This is a genomic window from Chachezhania sediminis (genome assembly GCF_009765275.1).
GTDB lineage: Bacteria > Pseudomonadota > Alphaproteobacteria > Rhodobacterales > Rhodobacteraceae > Chachezhania > Chachezhania sediminis.
The window spans coordinates 504237-520755 of the sequence record NZ_VOPH01000001.1; the positions used below are offsets into that span (position 1 = coordinate 504237).

A 16519-nucleotide genomic window follows, 5' to 3' on the forward strand; every position below is an offset into this window, starting at 1 on the left:
CGTTGCCAGTCCGTAGCCAAAGCGAGGCCCCAATGCGCGACGCAGCCCCCGGCAAGATTTTCCTGAAAGATTACAAACCTTTCGGTTATCTGGTGGACTTCGTTCACTTGACGTTCGACCTGTCGCCCCATGCCACGCGGGTGACCACGAAGATCGGGTTCCGCCCCAATCCCGAGGCCGAAGACAAGACCTTCTTCCTTCATGGCGAGCATCTGAAATTCATCTCGGCCACCATCGACGGGATGCCGGTCACGCCGTTGATCACGGCCGAAGGCCTGACCTGCCACGTACCGCCCCACGACTTCGTGTGGGAAACGGTGGTGGAGATCGATCCGGCGAACAACACCGCGCTGGAAGGGCTTTACATGTCCAAGGGCATGTATTCGACCCAGTGCGAGGCGGAAGGCTTCCGCAAGATCACCTTCTATCCCGACCGGCCGGACGTGATGAGCGTCTTCACCGTGCGCATCAACGGCGACCTGCCGGTGCTGCTGTCGAACGGCAATAAGGTGGCCACCGGCCCCGGCTTTGCCGAATGGCACGACCCCTGGCCTAAGCCGGCCTACCTGTTCGCGCTGGTCGCGGGCGAGCTGATCAACCACCCCGGGCGTTTCACCACAAAATCGGGCCGCGACGTGGAACTGAACATCTGGGTCCGTCCGGGCGACGAGGACAAGTGCGCCTTCGCCATGGAAGCACTTCGGAAGTCGATGAAATGGGACGAGGATGTCTATGGCCGGGAATACGACCTCGACATCTTCAACATCGTGGCCGTGGACGACTTCAACATGGGCGCGATGGAAAACAAGGGGCTGAACATCTTCAACTCCTCCGCCGTGCTGGCCAGCCCGGAAACCGCCACCGACCTGAACTTCGAGCGGATCGAGGCGATCATCGCGCACGAGTATTTCCACAACTGGACCGGCAACCGGATCACCTGCCGCGACTGGTTCCAGCTGTGCCTGAAGGAAGGTCTGACCGTCTTCCGCGACAGCCAGTTCACGTCGGACATGCGGTCGGCCCCGGTGAAGCGGATCGCCGACGTGATCGACCTGCGCGGCCGGCAGTTCCCGGAAGATGCGGGGCCCTTGGCGCACCCGGTCCGGCCGGAAAGCTATGAAGAGATCAACAACTTCTACACTGCGACAGTCTATGAAAAGGGCGCCGAGGTCATCGGCATGCTGAAGCGGCTGGTCGGCGACGACGGCTATGCCAGGGCACTGGACCTCTATTTCGACCGCCATGACGGGCAGGCCTGCACGATCGAGGACTGGCTGACCGTGTTCCAGGACGCCACCGGCCGTGACCTGAGCCAGTTCAAGCGCTGGTACAGCCAGGCCGGGACGCCGCGCCTGACGGTAGAGGAATCCTGGGAGGGCGACCGGTACACGCTGACCTTCACGCAGGAAACGCGCCCCACGCCCCATTCGCCGGACCCGAAGCCGCAGGTGATCCCGATTGCCGTAGGCCTTCTGGGCCCGAACGGGGACGAGATCCAGCCGACCACCCTGCTTGAAATGACCGACGCCACCCAAAGCTTCACCTTCGACGGGATCCCGTCGAAGCCGGTGCCGTCGATCCTGCGGGGCTTTTCGGCACCTGTCGCGCTGGACCGAAAGGTCAGCCGAGAGGAACGGGCCTTCCTGCTGGCCCATGACACCGACCCCTTCAACCGCTGGGAAGCCGGCCGCGCCCTGGCGCGCGAGATCCTGACGGAGGGCGCCCGGACCGGCGCGCCGCTGGACGGCGACTTTGCCGAAGGCCTGCGCAACGTGCTGCGGGACGACAGCCTCGACCCGGCCTACCGCGCCTTGATGCTGGCCCTGCCCGGCCAGTCCGAGATCGCGGCGGCACTGCACGCCGCCGGCACCGTGCCGGACCCGATGGCGATCTGGACCGCGTCCGAGACGCTGAAGGACCAGATCGCGCGCCTGGCCGAGGCAGAGCTTGCCACGCTCTACGAAGAGATGCAGGTCCGCGAACCCTATGCCCCGAATGCGGACCAGGCAGGCCGCCGGGCGCTGCGGAATGCGGCGCTGGCCTTCCTGAACCGCCGCGACGGCGCGATGCGGGCACGGGCGCAGTATTCGGCGGCCGACAACATGACCATGCAACTGGCGGCGCTGGGATGCCTTCTGGCCGCCGGGAACGGCGTCAGCGAACTGGAAGACTTCTATGACCAGTGGCAGGGCGAACGGCTGGTGCTGGACAAGTGGTTCGCGATCCAGGTGATGCAGGCCGACCCCTGGGGCGCGGTGCCGACGACGGCGCGGCTGACGCAGCATTCCGACTTCATGTGGCAGAACCCCAACCGGTTCCGGGCGGTCTTCGGGTCGCTGGCCGGAAACCATGCCGGTTTCCACGCGGCGGACGGCGCCGGCTATCGCCTGCTGGCGGACTGGCTGATCAGGCTCGATGCGGTGAACCCGCAGACCGCGGCGCGCATGTGCGCGGCCTTCCAGACCTGGCGCCACTACGACGCCGGCCGGCAACTTAATGCAAGGGCCGAGCTGGAGCGCATCGCCGCCACTCCGGACCTGTCCCGCGACATGACCGAGATGGTGGGACGGATGCTGTCCTGACAAGGACGGGTTCAGACCCGCGGCAACGCCGGGTGCGGGGCAAGGCCGTTCAAACGGCCTTCCCTGCCGCAATCGGGCGGTCGCAGGCTGCGCCCCACTCGTCTCCGCCCGTGCTTTGACAAGCGCTGCTGCCTCGCGCTTACTGGTCCCGACCGATCCCAGCCGGAGCCACCCCCATGTCCCGCAAGACCCTTCTGATCACCGGAGCCTCGACCGGCATCGGCGCCGCCACCGCGCGCCTGGCCGCCGCCCGCGGCTATGACCTGGCACTGAATTATGCCACCAGCCGCGACGCGGCCGAGGCGGTGGCAAAGGAGTGCGAGGCCGCGGGGGCTGCCTGCCTCCTGTGTCCCGGCGACGTTGCCACGCCCGAAGGCATCGCCGCGATCTACGGGGCCCTGGACAAGGGGTTCGGCCGGATCGATGCGCTGGCCAACAATGCCGGCGTCGTGGCGCCCATCGCCAAGGTGACGGACTATACCCACGACCGCCTGCGCCAGATCTTCGACATCAACGTGATCGGCGCCATGCTTGTCGCGAAGGAGGCCGTCCTGAGAATGCAGGCGCAGGGCACCGGCGGGGCCATCGTCAACACCTCGTCCGTGGCGGCCCGCCTGGGTTCGCCCAACGAATTCGTCGACTATGCCGCGACCAAGGCCGCCGTCGACACCTTCACCCAAGGCCTGGCAAGGGAAGTCGCGGACCAGGGCATCCGCGTGAACGCGGTCCGGCCCGGCCTGATCGCCTCGCCCATCCACGGGAAGTCCGGCGCGCCGGACCGGGCGGAGCGGCTGAAGGGCGGGATCCCGATGGGGCGCGTCGGATCGGTCGAAGAGGTCGCAACCGCGATCCTGTACCTGCTGTCGGACGAGGCGAGCTATATCACCGGCACGACGCTCGACATATCCGGGGGCCGATGACCGGGAACTTCACCTTTCACCGCAGCGGGCGCGACACGGTCGCGATGCTGATCGTGGCGGCGGCGCTGTTCGGGCTGATGGCGCTGAGGGTGCTGTTCGAGGCGCACTGGATCCTGTTGCTGGTCCTGGCGATCCCGGTATTGCCTGCCCTGCGCGACATCGTCGTCGACAGCCCGGCGGGGCTGGAAATGGACCCGAACCGACTGATCTGGACCACGGGCAGCCGGACGGGCACCGTCGCGCTGGAGGAGATCGACCATGTCCGCTTTGACCGGCGGTGGGATTTCAGCGTTCGGGTGACGCTGGTCCTGAAGCTGCACGACAAGCGGATCCGGCTGCCGGACGAATGCCTGCCGCGCCGGAAGGAGTTGGCGACGGCCTTCGAGGCGCGGGGGCTGGCGGTGCGGTGGACCCATTTCACGGTGTTCTGACGGCCGCGTCGAATGGGGGCTCTGCCCCCGCCGCGCGCTTCGCACGCGACTCCCCCGAGGGTATTTGAAGACCGAAGAAGCGGGGGGCGGGGACCCGGACCTGCACGGGGCCTTGTCCCGGGGCGGGCTTCGTCCTAGAACCCAGCCGTTCCCTTAAAACAAGGCTGTCGCCATGCTGGACCTGACCTACGAGACCCCCAAGCCCAAGATCATCGCCGGTGCCAAGCACGACTGGGAACTGGTCATCGGCATGGAAGTCCATGCGCAGGTGTCGTCCAATGCGAAGCTGTTTTCCGGCGCATCGACCACCTTTGGCGCGGAACCCAATTCCAACGTGGCCTTCGTGGACGCGGCCATGCCCGGCATGCTGCCCGTGATCAACGAGTTCTGCGTGGCGCAGGCAGTGAAGACTGGACTGGGCCTGAAGGCCGCGATCAACCTGCGGTCGGCCTTCGATCGCAAGAATTATTTCTATCCTGACCAGCCGGCCGGCTATCAGATCAGCCAGCTTTATCACCCCATCGTGGGCGAGGGCGAGGTGATCGTGGACATGGGCCCCGGCATCGCGCGCTGCGTGCGGATCGAGCGCATTCATCTGGAACAGGACGCGGGCAAGTCGATCCACGACATGGATCCGGCGCTGTCCTTCGTCGACCTGAACCGCTCGGGCGTCGCGCTGATGGAGATCGTGAGCCGCCCCGACATCCGCGGCCCCGAAGAGGCCGCGGCCTATATCCTGAAGCTGCGCCAGATCCTGCGCTATCTGGGGACCTGCGACGGGGACATGCAGAACGGGAACCTCCGGGCGGACGTCAACGTCTCGGTCTGTCGGCCGGGCGATTACGAAAGGTACCGCGAAACAGGCGACTTCTCGCATCTCGGCACGCGGTGCGAGATCAAGAACATGAACTCCACCCGGTTCATCCAGCAGGCCATCGATGTCGAGGCGCGGCGCCAGATCGCCATTCTGGAAGCGGGCGGACAGGTCGACCAGGAAACCCGCGGCTTCGACCCCGACAAGGGTGAAACCCGCAGCCAGCGGTCCAAGGAAGAGGCGCACGATTACCGCTATTTCCCCGATCCCGACCTGCTGCCGCTGGAGATCGAGCAGGCTTGGGTCGACGACATCGCGTCCACCATGCCGGAGCTGCCGGATGCCAAGAAGGCGCGCTTCATGGGCGATTTCGGGCTGTCGGACTATGACGCCTCGGTCCTGACGGCCGAAGTGGAGGCCGCCGCCTATTTCGAGGCCGTGGCGGCGCATGCCGACGGCAAACTGGCCGCGAACTGGGTCATCAACGAGCTTTTCGGCCGCCTGAAACGGGACGAGAAGGACATCGCGGACAGCCCGATGTCGCCGGAGCAGCTTGCCGGGGTGATCGCGCTGATTTCCAAGGGCGACATTTCCGGCAAGATCGCCAAGGACCTGTTCGAGATCGTCTATGTCGAAGGCGGCGACCCGGCGAAGATCGTCGAGGAACGCGGAATGAAGCAGGTCACCGATACCGGCGCCATCGAGGCGGCGGTCGACGAGGTGATTGCCGCAAACCCGGCGCAGGTGGAAAAGGCCAAGGCCAATCCCAAGCTGGCGGGCTGGTTCGTGGGCCAGGTCATGAAGACCACCGGCGGCAAGGCCAATCCCAAGGCCGTGAACGAGATCGTGGCGGCCAAGCTGGGCCTGTGATCGCGAATGCCTGCGCAGGCCGGGACATGCTGAAAAGGAAACGGGGGGCTTCGGCCCCCCGTTTTCGTTCCGGCCGCCGGCAGCCTGCCGCCCCCGTCGGGAAGGATAAAATGCAGACCAGGTGTGCACCGGACCACTTTCCTGCCCGTTTTTGGCCCCTTCCCGACAGTGGCAATGCGAAACCGGCCCGATCACGGCATGTTTCCGGCGATCAAAAAAATGAGACGCGCAATTGCGCGATTCCAAAACAATGCTTAATGATTGAGTCGAACCAGGGACAAAAGGGAAAGCGAACGGTGCTGCACGGGCCGCACGTCAGGGGCATCCGGGTCGGCATTCGCGGCAGATCCGGGCATGGCCGGCAATGCCGTTTCGCAGTGGGTATAAAATGGTAGTACTTGTCGGCGCCAATATTAATGGCGACACCTTCGTCATTCACGGACAAAGCGGTTCGGTTTCGGGCGGACCGAACGTATCGAACGTGAGCGGGATCCAGGCCCTGGACGGCGACGACGTCGCAACGGTGAACAACAACAACAACCTCTACAACGGGATCAACCTGGCCGGTGGGAACGACACGCTGTCGATGACGAAGTCCAATTCGGCCGCGATCGACCTGGGCGAAGGCGACAACGTTGCCGACATCAGCGGCGGTATGATCTATGGTCAGATCTCCTCCGGGTCGGGCGAGGACGACATCACCCTGAACGACACCGCGGCCCATGGCGGGGTCAGCACCGGCGGCGGCAACGACAACCTGACCGCGACAGGCGACGGCCACACCTATATCGGCGCCCTGGACACGGGCGATGGCGATGACAATGTCACGCTCGACGGGGTCGAGGTGCACACCGGATTTGACACCGGCGACGGCGACGACACGGTCAGCATAACCGATACCGAGGTCGACCCGGTGCTGAGGACCGGCGAGGGCGAAGACACCATCATCGTCTCGGGCGGGTCGGTGATCAATAACGGCATCGAAACCGGAACCGGCAAGGATACCGTGTCGGTCTCCGACAGCAGGGTAAACGGCGATATCAGGACCGGCGACGGCGACGACCTGATCCAGATCACCAATTCGCTGCTGAACAACGGCGTCCGCAGCGGCGCCGGCAGTGACATCGTGTCAGTCTCGGATGGCAGCACCGTATGGGGGATGCTGGATGGCGGGTCGGGCATGGATTACCTTGTCCTGCCGGTCGGGACCGTTGTCACCGACAGCGTGAACGGAACCTTCACCATCGAGTCAGGCATGACCTATGTCGTATCCTCGGGGAGGTTCGTACTGCCCAGCGGTCGGACCATACACTACACAAATTTCGAAAGCTCCGGATCCACCATTCCCTGTTTCACGACCGGCACGATGATCGACACGCCGCTGGGTCCGGTCGCGGTCGAGGACCTGCAGGTCGGCGACGAGGTCATGACGATGGACCGCGGTGCCGTTCCCGTGGAGTGGATCGGTACCCGGTCGCTGAGCGCCGTGGCGCTTCGGGCCTATCCGAATCGCCGGCCGGTGCGCATCCCAGCGGGCGCCCTGGCGCAGGGCGTTCCGGCGCAGGATCTGATCGTTTCGCCCCAGCACCGGGTGCTGATCGATTCCGACATCTCGATGCGGATGACCGGCAGCGCACAGTTGCTGCTGCCGGCGGTGAAGCTGGTGGGCTACAACGGGATCGAGCGGATCTCCCCGGCCGATGGCGTGGTCTATGTCCACTTCACGTGCCGCCAGCACGAGGTCGTCTTTTCCAACGGCTGCCCGACAGAAAGTCTCTATCTGGGCCCGCAGACCCTGGCATCGCTGAGCGACGACGCGCGGGCAGAGCTGCTGGACCTCTTCCCGGAGTTCAACCCGTCCCAGGGAATCGTGCCGGCCCATGCCCGTCCCGTTCTGCAGAAGGGGACGCGGATCGGCACCCTGCTGAAGCGTCACGAAAAGAACGGCAAGGCGCTGCAGCGGCACCTTCACTGACATGAACGCCTGCCCATAAAGGGCAGGCTTTCCCCGACGCGGGCCGGCGCGACTTCGTCTGGCCAATCCGGGCCTGCCTTGCCATAGTCCCCGCGACCGCATGGAAAGGACCCCAAATGACGACCGTACTTGCCGCTCCGTTCACCTCCGACCCGATGACCGTGAAGCCGGAATGGATCGACTATAACGGCCACCTGAACATGGCCTATTACAACGTCATCTTCGATACCGGGGTCGACAAGTGCTATGAGGCGATGGGTTTCGGCCCCGACTATGCCGCGACCCGCAAGCTGACGACCTACACCGCCGAATTCCACGTCCGCTATGTGCGCGAGATCCACGAGGGCGACATCGTTACCGTGACCACGCAGCTGATCGATTTCGACGACAAGCGGATCCACACATATCAGGAAATCATCCATTCCGACGGCTGGGTCGCCGCCACGGCCGAAGGGCTGGGCCTTCATATCGACATGACGGGGCCGAAGGTCGCACCGATGCCCGAAGACGTCTATGCCAAGGTCAAGGCGATGCACGAGGCCCATGCCGCCCTGCCCCGCCCGGCTTCCATCGGCAAGCCGATCGGCATCCGCCGCAAGTGATCCTGACCCCGGCACGGATCGGATACGACACCGGGTGTGGCGCAGGGCGGGCACGGGACACGACACCGGGCGCGGCAGGGTCCCTCCACGCAGAGGCCCCTGCGCGGGGATGAACCGGTCGATCATGCGGCCTCTGGCCTTCGGGCGCGGGGATCGCTAGACCTCCCCCCGTTCAGGGGTCACGAGAAAGGAAGCGGCGATGGTCCGGTACGAATACAAGGTGTTGCCGGCGCCCGCGAAGGCGCAGAAGGCAAAGGGCGTGAAGACGTCCGAAGGTCGTTTTGCGCGCACGGTCGAGGATGTTCTGAACAGCATGGGCGCCGAAGGCTGGGAATTCCAGCGGGCCGAGACCCTGCCGAACGAGGAACGCTCGGGCCTGACCAGCACCGCGACCAGCTGGCGGACCATGCTGGTTTTCCGCCGTGTGGTGGGAACAGTGGCTGTGGCCGCACCGTCCGCGGCGCCCTCAGACGCCGAACCCTTTTCCGAAAGCCCGGCCGAAACGGCACAGGCGCCCTCTGGCGAACCGGCAGCCCCGGCCCCGCGTCCGGCCGCGGACGATCCTTCGGTCAAGCCGCTGTCGCCGGCCAGCTGGCCCGACGGCACGCCGATGGCCGGCAAAGCGGAACCGACCCTTTCGGGCCCCGGCACCGCACCGGACCGGAAGGACTGATCGCAAGCACTGGCTGCACGGACCGGCTGCAAGAACAGGCCGATCCGGTCTGCCGGGTCAGTGTCCGCCGATCAGCAGCGCCCCCAGGGTCAGCATCCCGTAGACCGGGATCGACAACGCCAGGGCCAGAAGCAACGCGGCCGCGCGGGTGACCCGCGGCGCCGGAGCCGCCCGCGCCAGTCTGGCAGAGGGCGGAACCTTGGCGCGGCGGGACTGAAGATGCATGTGCGGTTTCATGACTCCATGAACACCGGCACCGGTTAACGAACCTATAACAGATGTGGCAAAATTCGGACCGGGCCCGTTAACCCTGTATTAGGGACGGTCGCGCTGAACTGGGTTCATGAACCATGGATCAGTGCACCCGCTTCTGCCGCTGCAGCAGCACCCCTCCTTTGCCGCGGCGCTGGCCCTGATCGGCCGCGCCCCGGCGGTCGAAGCCGGCACGCTGATCCTGCGCCGCCGCCTCCTGGGCCTGCCGGTGACCATGGCGGCACGGTTCGACCCGGACCGCTTGCCGGACCTGCAACAGGCCTTCGCCCGCCGCGCGGCACCGCTGGTCCTGTCCCCCGACGGGCCCTGCCCCGGTCTGGCCCGGATGGGCGCCGTGCCCCTCGTCTCGCCCGCGACGGTGGCGGAAATCGACCTGACCCGCCCCGAGGCCGAACGCCGCGCCGCCCAGCACCAGAAATGGCGGAACCGGCTGGTCGCGGCCGAACGAGCCGGGCTGAAGGTCAGCGAACGCCCCATGCCTATGGATGCAGGGCACTGGCTGTTCGCGGCCGACCGGCAGATGTCGCGCCGGCGCGGCTATCGCAGCTGGCCCCCGGCGCTGACGCTGGCCTTCATCGCCGCAAACACGGGCAAGGCGCGACTATATACCGCCCACGCCGGGAAATCGGAAATCGCGGCGATGCTGGTCCTGCGCCATGGGCCGGTCGCGACCTATCACATGGGCCATACCACACCCGAAGGCCGGGCGCTGTCGGCGCATACGCTGCTTTTGTGGAAGGTCTCCCGGTCCATGGCCCGCGCCGGCTGCCGCCGCCTGGACCTTGGCCTGATCAACGGAGAGGACGCGCCGGGTCTGGCCGGCTTCAAGCTCGGCTCCGGGGCGACCGCCCGTCCGCTGGGCGGCACCTGGGCCTGGTGGCCGCCCCTGGGCCGCGGGCTTGCCCCGCTGGCCCGGCTGGATCGCCGCCTGATGGCGCCGGGCCCCGGACCGTCGCCGGCACCCCGGTCCCCGGACTGGATCGCAGCCGCAGGCCGGCCGTGACCGATCGGCGCAGGCCGGCCCGGTCGATGGCCCGAAATGCCTCCGGACGGCGCGTCCCTCAGGCCCCGATATCCAGCGCCAGGGCATGGATCCTGCCCACCAGATCCTTCCCCAACGCGTCATGCACGGCCCTGTGCCGCGCAATCCGGGTCTGCCCGTCGAAGGCGGCCGACCGGATCAGCACCCGGAAATGGCTTTCGCCGCCTTCCTGATAGCCGGCATGCCCCCTGTGTTTCTCGCTCTCGTCCACGATGTTCAGCTCTCGCGGATCGAACGCCGCTTCCAGCCTGGTCCGCATTGCATCTGCAACCGGTTCTGTGCCATTCATTTGCGCCTCCTGCAAAAAATGCCCGCCAACCCCTTCATTCTTCCGGCCCAGAGCGTAAACTCCGGCGTCCGAGTCGAAAAGACCACCCAAATCGTTCTGCCGATGAAAGACGTCGTTCTGCCGTGACCAAGTCATCCAAACCAGATCCCTTTGGCTTCGACATGTCGGTGTCGTCCGCCAAGAAGAAGAACCCCCGGGGCCGGCGCGGCATGTCCGGCGCGTCCGAGACGTCGACCCGCGTCTGCGACCATCCCGGCTGCGAGGAGCCCGGCAAGTTCCGCGCGCCCAAGGCCCCCGACGTGCTGGACGAATATTTCTGGTTCTGCCAGCAGCATGTCCGCGAATACAACCTTCAATGGAACTTCTTCGACGGCACGACCGAGGCCGAGCTGAACGCCCAGCAATCGAAGGACCGCGTCTGGGAACGCGCCACCCGTCCCGTGGGCGACCCCGAAACCCGGGCCTGGGCGCGTCTGGGGATCGAGGATCCGCACCAGGTGCTGGGCGCAAACGGCACCCAGAACCCGGGCCGCAAGTCGACGGGCCGCCGCCTGCCCCCCACCGAACGCCGCGCCATCGAAATCCTCGAGGTGCGCGACAGCGCCACCAAGACCGAGGTCCGCAAGGCCTACAAGTCGCTGATCAAGGTGCTGCACCCCGACATGAACGGTGGCGACCGCAGTCAGGAAGAACAGCTGCAACTGGTCGTCTGGGCCTGGGAGCAGTTGAAGGACAGCCGCAACTTCAAGGACTGACCGGGGGAACGGTGCGTGCAAACCACGCACCCTGCCGCACCCGCAACCGCCCGATTCAAGACAAAAGCGCGCGCCCGGTTCCCCAGGCGCGCGCTTCCGACTTCTTCGATCTTCAAATATCTCGGGGGAGCTGCCCGAAGGGCGGCGGGGGCAGAGCCCCCATGCCCGCGGTAGAGCGTCCCGAACGCCCGCGCATTACGACGCCGGCAGCAGCACCGCGTCGATCACGTGGATCACCCCGTTCGACTGGTCGACATCGGCGATGGTCACGGTCGCCGTGCGCCCGCGCTCGTCTTCCAGGATGATGTTGTCGCCGTCCATCTTGGCCTGCAGCGTGCAGCCGCCCACGGTCGGGACCGGATGCGTGCCGCCATCGTCCGCGATCATGCCCTTGATCGCCGTCGACATCGCGTCCGCCGCGACCACGTGACAGGTCAGGATCTTGGTCAGCATTTCCTTGTTTTCCGGCTTCAGCAGCATCTCGACCGTGCCGTCCTGCAGCAGCCCGAAGGCCTCGTCGGTCGGCGCGAACACCGTGAACGGGCCCGGGCCCGACAGCGTGTCAACCAGACCGGCGGCCTGCACCGCCGCCACCAGCGTCTCGTGATCCTTGGAGGCCGCCGCGTTCTCGACGATGGTCTTGGTGTTGTACATCGGGGCGCCGCCGACCTGCGGGTTCTCGCCCGCGATGGCGGATCCGGCGACGATCAGACCGGGAACGACAAGGCCGGCAAGGCTCTGGTAGAAGGACATGTGTACTCTCCCTTTTTGGCAGGTGGTTCGTGAATGTCACCCGGTCCTGCGACCGGATATGCCAAGGGATACGGGCCAGGTGCCCATCCGGTTTTCCCGGATCACAGGAATTCCGATCACGTTATGTTCACGGGCCCTGCCATTGACCGTTGCCAAATCCGGGCTATCGCGCGTCAACCTTAAACCAGTTGCCAACCGGCGCGCCGCGCCCCTGCCGGCAGCGCCGACAAAAGCGGCTGAATTCGGCCGCCCCCGCATTTTCCATGTTCCGGTGCGGCACGACGCGCCCTCCCTCTTGCCCTCGGCAGCGTTATGTTGCACCACGTTCGGGCACCTCCCCGACGGCGGGTGGCAAGGCACGAGGACGGATAAGGCATGGCCGACGGCGCAATCGACATCAACGCGAAACCCTCCGAAGAACTCTCGGTCCGCGACGTGTTCGGAATCGACTCCGACATGATCGTGAAGGGCTTTGCCGAGAAAACCGACCGTGTCCCCGCGGTCGACCCGACCTACAAGTTCGACCCGGACACGACGATGGCGATCCTGGCGGGCTTTCGCAACAATCGCCGCGTGATGATCCAGGGCTATCACGGCACCGGCAAGTCGACCCATATCGAACAGGTCGCCGCGCGCCTGAACTGGCCGTCGGTGCGCGTGAACCTCGACAGCCACATCAGCCGGATCGACCTGATCGGCAAGGACGCGATCAAGCTGCGCGACGGCAAGCAGGTCACCGAATTCAACGAGGGCATCCTGCCCTGGGCCCTGCGCAATCCCTGCGCCATCGTCTTCGACGAATACGATGCCGGCCGCGCCGACGTGATGTTCGTGATCCAGCGCGTTCTGGAACATGACGGCAAGCTGACGCTTTTGGACCAGAACGAGATCATCACGCCCCACCCCTATTTCCGCCTGTTCGCCACGGCGAACACGGTCGGTCTGGGCGACACGACGGGCCTTTATCACGGGGTCCAGCAGATCAACCAGGCCCAGATGGACCGCTGGTCGCTGGTGGCTACGCTGAACTATCTGTCCCACGACGCGGAAAGCGCGATCGTGCTGGCGAAGAACCCGCACTACAACACCGAAAAGGGCCGCAAGACCATCGGCCAGATGGTGACGCTGGCGGACCTGACCCGGACGGCCTTCATGAACGGCGACCTGTCGACCGTCATGTCGCCCCGGACCGTGATCACCTGGGCCGAAAACGCGGAAATCTTCCGCAATGTCGGCTATGCCTTCCGCCTGTCCTTCCTCAACAAGTGCGACGAGCTGGAGCGTCAGACGGTGGCCGAGTTCTACCAGCGCTGCTTCGACGAGGAACTGCCGGAAAGCGCCGCCTCGACCAGCCTGGGCTGATCGCCCGGCCCGACCTGGGTCGGCAATTTGATGGAACAAAGACAGGGCGGATGCGGACAGCATCCGCCCTTTACGCATGTCCGGGGCCATACCGTTCCGGGCCGTCCTTCGCGCCCTGCCCATTTCCCCGGCACCCGGGGCGGAAACCCGACCTATTTCCGGCCGACCGCATTTCGGACAAATCGAGAAATGCACATCTTATGTATATACGTTCTTGACTTGGGGACGGGCCGTCATAAACTTGTTACATGCGACAAGTTGACATGCTCCTTCTTGCACTGGCGATCTCCCCGATCCTCGGGGCATCGCCGCTTCATGCCGCGCCGCACCTGCCCGATAACCCGATGGAACGGGTCGAGGTCTTTTCGACCTGCGCCGGCCGGATGGATGCGCTGACCACGCGCCTTAATGCGCGTCACGACGCGAAGGCCACGGAAACGCTTCGGATGCGCGACGAATTCGACATGCTGGCCGACGCGATGATGCCCCTGGACGGGTCAGATGCGGACCGCCAGGACGACTCGATCCGGTCGCGCCGCTGGCGGCACAGGGGCTGGAGCGAGATTTCCACACTGTTCGGCGACATCGATTACGCGCTGGACCTGCGCAAGGCCCGCCGGGCCGAGACAAGCCTTGAAGCCAAGACCGCCGTCTGCGCGCGTCTGCTGCTTCCCACCGGCTGACGCTGCGGGGGCGCGCGCGCCCACTGGCCATTGCGGCGGCAAGGCACTAGGGTTGCGTCCAAGTACGACCGGTCCGACGCCGGCCGGCTGTCCCGACCACGACCCGCCCGAGCCAGATCATGACCAAGTCCGACAATCCCGCAGATCCGTTCAAGAAGGCCCTGGCCGAGGCCACGAAAGTCATGGCCAACGACCCGGAGCTGTCGATCGCCTATTCCGCTGACGCGCCAGGTCTTGCGGGCGACAACATGCGCCTGCCGCAGGTCAGCCGCCGGATGACGCGCGAAGAGGTGCTGCTGGCCCGCGGCACCGCCGACGCGCTGGCGATGCAGCGCAAGTACCATGACGAGGGCGTGCACGCGAAGTTCGCCCCGCAGGGCGACATGGCCCGCGACCTCTACGAGGCGATGGAGACCGCGCGTTGCGAGGCGATGGGCGCCCGCGACATGCCCGGCACCGCCGGCAATATCGATGCCAAGATCATGAACGAGGCGGTGCGCCGCGGCTACGACCAGATGCAGACATCGGCCGAGGCACCGCTGGCGGTCGCTGCCGGCTACATGGTCCGCCAGATGGCCACGGGCCGCGAACTGCCCGCGGGTGCCAGGAATGTGCTGGACCTGTGGCGGCCTTACATCGAGGACAAGGCCGGCATGACGCTGGAGGATCTGCAACAGCGTCTGTCCAGCCAGTCCGACTTTGCCCGCATGGCGCGCCAGATCATCAAGGACCTGGGCTACGGCGACCAGCTGGGCGACGACCCGGACCAGGAAGACGAGAACCAGGACGACCAGGCCGAGGACGACGCCGAAGAACAGCCAGATCCCGACAATTCCGGGTCCGAGGACCAGGAGGATCAGGACGCCGACGCCGATCCGGAACGCAGCCAGGAAGACCAGGACGACCAGGCACAGGCCCAGGTGTCCATGGACGACGACGCCGACCAAGAGATGGGCGAAGAGACCGAGTTGCCGGATGGCGAGGCACCGCTGGACCCGCCGCCCCCGCCTCCGGTGTCGGAAGCGGATCCCAACTACGAAGTCTACATGACCGACCAGGACGAGGAGATCGCGGCCGAGGATCTGGCCGAGCCTGCCGAACTGGAGCGTCTGCGCGCCTATCTGGACCAGCAGCTGGAACCGCTGAAGGGTGCCGTCAGCCGCCTGGCGAACAAGCTGCAGCGCCGGCTTCAGGCGCAACAGAATCGGTCGTGGCTGTTCGATCTGGAAGAAGGCATCCTGGACGCCGGCCGCCTGGCCCGCGTGGTGGCGAACCCGACGACGCCACTCTCCTTCAAGATGGAAAAGGATACGGAATTCCGTGACACCGTGGTGACGCTGCTTCTGGACAACTCGGGCTCCATGCGCGGCCGCCCGATCTCCATCGCCGCGATCTGCGCCGACGTGCTGGCGCGGACGCTGGAACGCTGCGATGTGAAGGTCGAAATCCTGGGCTTCACCACCCGTGCCTGGAAGGGCGGGATGGCGCGCGAACAATGGCTGAACGATGGCCGCCCGCAGCAGCCCGGCCGCCTGAACGACCTGCGCCACATCATCTACAAGCGCGCCGACGCCCCCTGGCGCCGCACGCGCGAGAATCTGGGCCTGATGATGAAGGAAGGCCTTCTGAAGGAAAACATCGACGGCGAGGCGCTGGAATGGGCCCACCGCCGGATGCTGGCCCGTCCCGAGGCCCGCAAGATCCTGATGGTGATTTCCGACGGTGCGCCGGTCGACGATTCGACCCTTTCGGTGAACCCCGCGAATTACCTTGAAAAGCACCTGCGCGACGTGATCGCCATGGTCGAGCGCCGCAAGGCGGTCGAGCTTCTGGCCATCGGCATCGGCCACGACGTGACGCGGTACTATGACCGCGCGGTCACGATCACCGATGTCGAACAGCTGGCCGGCGCGATGACCGAACAGCTGGCGGCGCTTTTCGACAGCGACCCGCGGGCCCGGGCCCGCATCATGGGCATCCGCAAGGCCGGCTGAGATCCCGACGCGCGGCAGGCACATCCTTGCCGCGCGGCCCGAAGCCGGCAACCGGGCGGATCGTTGACCTTCGCGCGGTCGATCCAGGACAGGTCCCGAACCCCGAAGGGCTGATCTTCCTCTGTCGCATCGGGACCGGCCTTCGTCCCCGGTTGTCTGCGAAGGTCCTCGTCGTCCCGCGACGGCAAACTGCGCGGTATTGCACCGTCGACAGGTTGATCGACACCGAAGGCGCACTCGTCTCCGGCAGCTTCATTCGCCGCGGATGCCTGGATGCACCCGGCGGTTGCAGGGCGGGGGCTCTGCCCCCCCCTCGCGCCAGCGGCGCTACCCCCGAGACATTTGAAGACCACAGAAGTGAAAACGCGCGCCCTTTCCTTCTCCTTTTTCTAAGTACTCCGGGGGAGTCCGGGCCGCAGGCCCGGGCGGGGGCAGAGCCCCCACCCTGCCGCCGCTGGACATCCCGTGTCGGCTTGACCAAAGTCGGCGCCGCGCCTCTCT

15 protein-coding genes are annotated in these 16519 nt (G+C 65.9%); 12 read left to right on the top strand and 3 right to left on the bottom strand.

The annotated features are described in order from the left end of the window. Nucleotides 1–32 precede the first annotated feature (32 nt). The 7 genes from pepN (at nt 33) to FQK05_RS02385 (ending at nt 8867) form a co-directional block, all read left to right on the top strand. Nucleotides 33–2582, top strand: coding sequence for an aminopeptidase N (gene pepN, locus FQK05_RS02355; protein ID WP_158964206.1), 2550 nt, complete (start codon nt 33–35; stop codon nt 2580–2582). A 176-nt stretch (nt 2583–2758) separates the two neighbouring features. Further along, nucleotides 2759–3502, top strand: coding sequence for an SDR family oxidoreductase (locus FQK05_RS02360; protein ID WP_158964208.1), 744 nt, complete (start codon nt 2759–2761; stop codon nt 3500–3502). Beyond that, nucleotides 3499–3933 (top strand): hypothetical protein, encoded by a 435-nt coding sequence (locus FQK05_RS02365; RefSeq protein ID WP_158964210.1) that lies wholly within the window; start codon nt 3499–3501, stop codon nt 3931–3933. The genes FQK05_RS02360 and FQK05_RS02365 overlap by 4 nt, the downstream gene beginning before the upstream one ends. 172 nt (nt 3934–4105) lie before the next feature. Continuing rightward, nucleotides 4106–5617, top strand: a complete 1512-nt coding sequence (gene gatB, locus FQK05_RS02370; protein WP_158964212.1) for an Asp-tRNA(Asn)/Glu-tRNA(Gln) amidotransferase subunit GatB — start codon at nt 4106–4108, stop codon at nt 5615–5617. 388 nt (nt 5618–6005) lie between these two features. Then, complete coding sequence (locus tag FQK05_RS02375; RefSeq protein ID WP_158964214.1) at nt 6006–7592, top strand: Hint domain-containing protein; 1587 nt, start codon at nt 6006–6008, stop codon at nt 7590–7592. A gap of 116 nt (nt 7593–7708) precedes the next feature. Then, nucleotides 7709–8194: a thioesterase family protein gene (locus FQK05_RS02380; protein ID WP_158964216.1), complete on the top strand. Its 486-nt coding sequence runs from the start codon at nt 7709–7711 to the stop codon at nt 8192–8194. 199 nt (nt 8195–8393) lie between these two features. Beyond that, nucleotides 8394–8867 (top strand): DUF4177 domain-containing protein, encoded by a 474-nt coding sequence (locus tag FQK05_RS02385; RefSeq protein ID WP_158964218.1) that lies wholly within the window; start codon nt 8394–8396, stop codon nt 8865–8867. A gap of 57 nt (nt 8868–8924) precedes the next feature. Here FQK05_RS02385 and FQK05_RS25810 read toward each other — a convergent pair whose 3' ends face one another. Then, a complete protein-coding gene (locus FQK05_RS25810; protein ID WP_199252578.1) occupies nt 8925–9092 on the bottom strand; it encodes a hypothetical protein in 168 nt (55 codons plus the stop codon). 118 nt (nt 9093–9210) lie between these two features. On the opposite strand from FQK05_RS25810, the gene FQK05_RS02390 reads away from it, so the two are divergent. Continuing rightward, the gene (locus tag FQK05_RS02390; protein ID WP_158964220.1) at nt 9211–10143 is read left to right on the top strand and encodes a GNAT family N-acetyltransferase; all 933 of its coding nucleotides are present in this window, start codon (nt 9211–9213) and stop codon (nt 10141–10143) included. A gap of 58 nt (nt 10144–10201) precedes the next feature. Here the strand turns inward: FQK05_RS02390 and FQK05_RS02395 are convergent, their stop codons facing one another. Then, a complete protein-coding gene (locus FQK05_RS02395; RefSeq protein ID WP_158964221.1) occupies nt 10202–10471 on the bottom strand; it encodes a BolA family protein in 270 nt (89 codons plus the stop codon). A gap of 161 nt (nt 10472–10632) precedes the next feature. Here FQK05_RS02395 and FQK05_RS02400 point away from each other — a divergent pair, with 161 nt between their 5' ends. Further along, nucleotides 10633–11226, top strand: a complete 594-nt coding sequence (locus tag FQK05_RS02400) for a J domain-containing protein (protein WP_158964778.1) — start codon at nt 10633–10635, stop codon at nt 11224–11226. Nucleotides 11227–11421: 195 nt separating this feature from the next. Here FQK05_RS02400 and FQK05_RS02405 read toward each other — a convergent pair whose 3' ends face one another. Further along, a complete protein-coding gene (locus tag FQK05_RS02405) occupies nt 11422–11979 on the bottom strand; it encodes a fasciclin domain-containing protein (protein WP_158964223.1) in 558 nt (185 codons plus the stop codon). Nucleotides 11980–12354: 375 nt separating this feature from the next. Between FQK05_RS02405 and cobS the strand changes: the two genes are divergently transcribed. The 3 genes from cobS to cobT all read left to right on the top strand — a co-directional run bounded on the left by cobS (nt 12355) and on the right by cobT (nt 16018). Next, complete coding sequence (gene cobS / locus FQK05_RS02410) at nt 12355–13341, top strand: cobaltochelatase subunit CobS (protein WP_158964225.1); 987 nt, start codon at nt 12355–12357, stop codon at nt 13339–13341. A gap of 263 nt (nt 13342–13604) precedes the next feature. Continuing rightward, nucleotides 13605–14024, top strand: a complete 420-nt coding sequence (locus tag FQK05_RS02415; RefSeq protein WP_158964227.1) for a hypothetical protein — start codon at nt 13605–13607, stop codon at nt 14022–14024. Nucleotides 14025–14143: 119 nt separating this feature from the next. Then, nucleotides 14144–16018: a cobaltochelatase subunit CobT gene (gene cobT, locus FQK05_RS02420; protein WP_199252579.1), complete on the top strand. Its 1875-nt coding sequence runs from the start codon at nt 14144–14146 to the stop codon at nt 16016–16018. Nucleotides 16019–16519: the final 501 nt, after the last annotated feature.

Coding starts and splice junctions, on each gene's coding strand:
- pepN (WP_158964206.1), top strand. CDS start 33: ATGCGCGACGCAGCCCCCGGCAAGATTTTCCTGAAAGATTACAAACCT.
- FQK05_RS02360 (WP_158964208.1), top strand. CDS start 2,759: ATGTCCCGCAAGACCCTTCTGATCACCGGAGCCTCGACCGGCATCGGC.
- FQK05_RS02365 (WP_158964210.1), top strand. CDS start 3,499: ATGACCGGGAACTTCACCTTTCACCGCAGCGGGCGCGACACGGTCGCG.
- gatB (WP_158964212.1), top strand. CDS start 4,106: ATGCTGGACCTGACCTACGAGACCCCCAAGCCCAAGATCATCGCCGGT.
- FQK05_RS02375 (WP_158964214.1), top strand. CDS start 6,006: ATGGTAGTACTTGTCGGCGCCAATATTAATGGCGACACCTTCGTCATT.
- FQK05_RS02380 (WP_158964216.1), top strand. CDS start 7,709: ATGACGACCGTACTTGCCGCTCCGTTCACCTCCGACCCGATGACCGTG.
- FQK05_RS02385 (WP_158964218.1), top strand. CDS start 8,394: ATGGTCCGGTACGAATACAAGGTGTTGCCGGCGCCCGCGAAGGCGCAG.
- FQK05_RS25810 (WP_199252578.1), bottom strand. CDS start 9,092: ATGCATCTTCAGTCCCGCCGCGCCAAGGTTCCGCCCTCTGCCAGACTG.
- FQK05_RS02390 (WP_158964220.1), top strand. CDS start 9,211: ATGAACCATGGATCAGTGCACCCGCTTCTGCCGCTGCAGCAGCACCCC.
- FQK05_RS02395 (WP_158964221.1), bottom strand. CDS start 10,471: ATGAATGGCACAGAACCGGTTGCAGATGCAATGCGGACCAGGCTGGAA.
- FQK05_RS02400 (WP_158964778.1), top strand. CDS start 10,633: ATGTCGGTGTCGTCCGCCAAGAAGAAGAACCCCCGGGGCCGGCGCGGC.
- FQK05_RS02405 (WP_158964223.1), bottom strand. CDS start 11,979: ATGTCCTTCTACCAGAGCCTTGCCGGCCTTGTCGTTCCCGGTCTGATC.
- cobS (WP_158964225.1), top strand. CDS start 12,355: ATGGCCGACGGCGCAATCGACATCAACGCGAAACCCTCCGAAGAACTC.
- FQK05_RS02415 (WP_158964227.1), top strand. CDS start 13,605: ATGCTCCTTCTTGCACTGGCGATCTCCCCGATCCTCGGGGCATCGCCG.
- cobT (WP_199252579.1), top strand. CDS start 14,144: ATGACCAAGTCCGACAATCCCGCAGATCCGTTCAAGAAGGCCCTGGCC.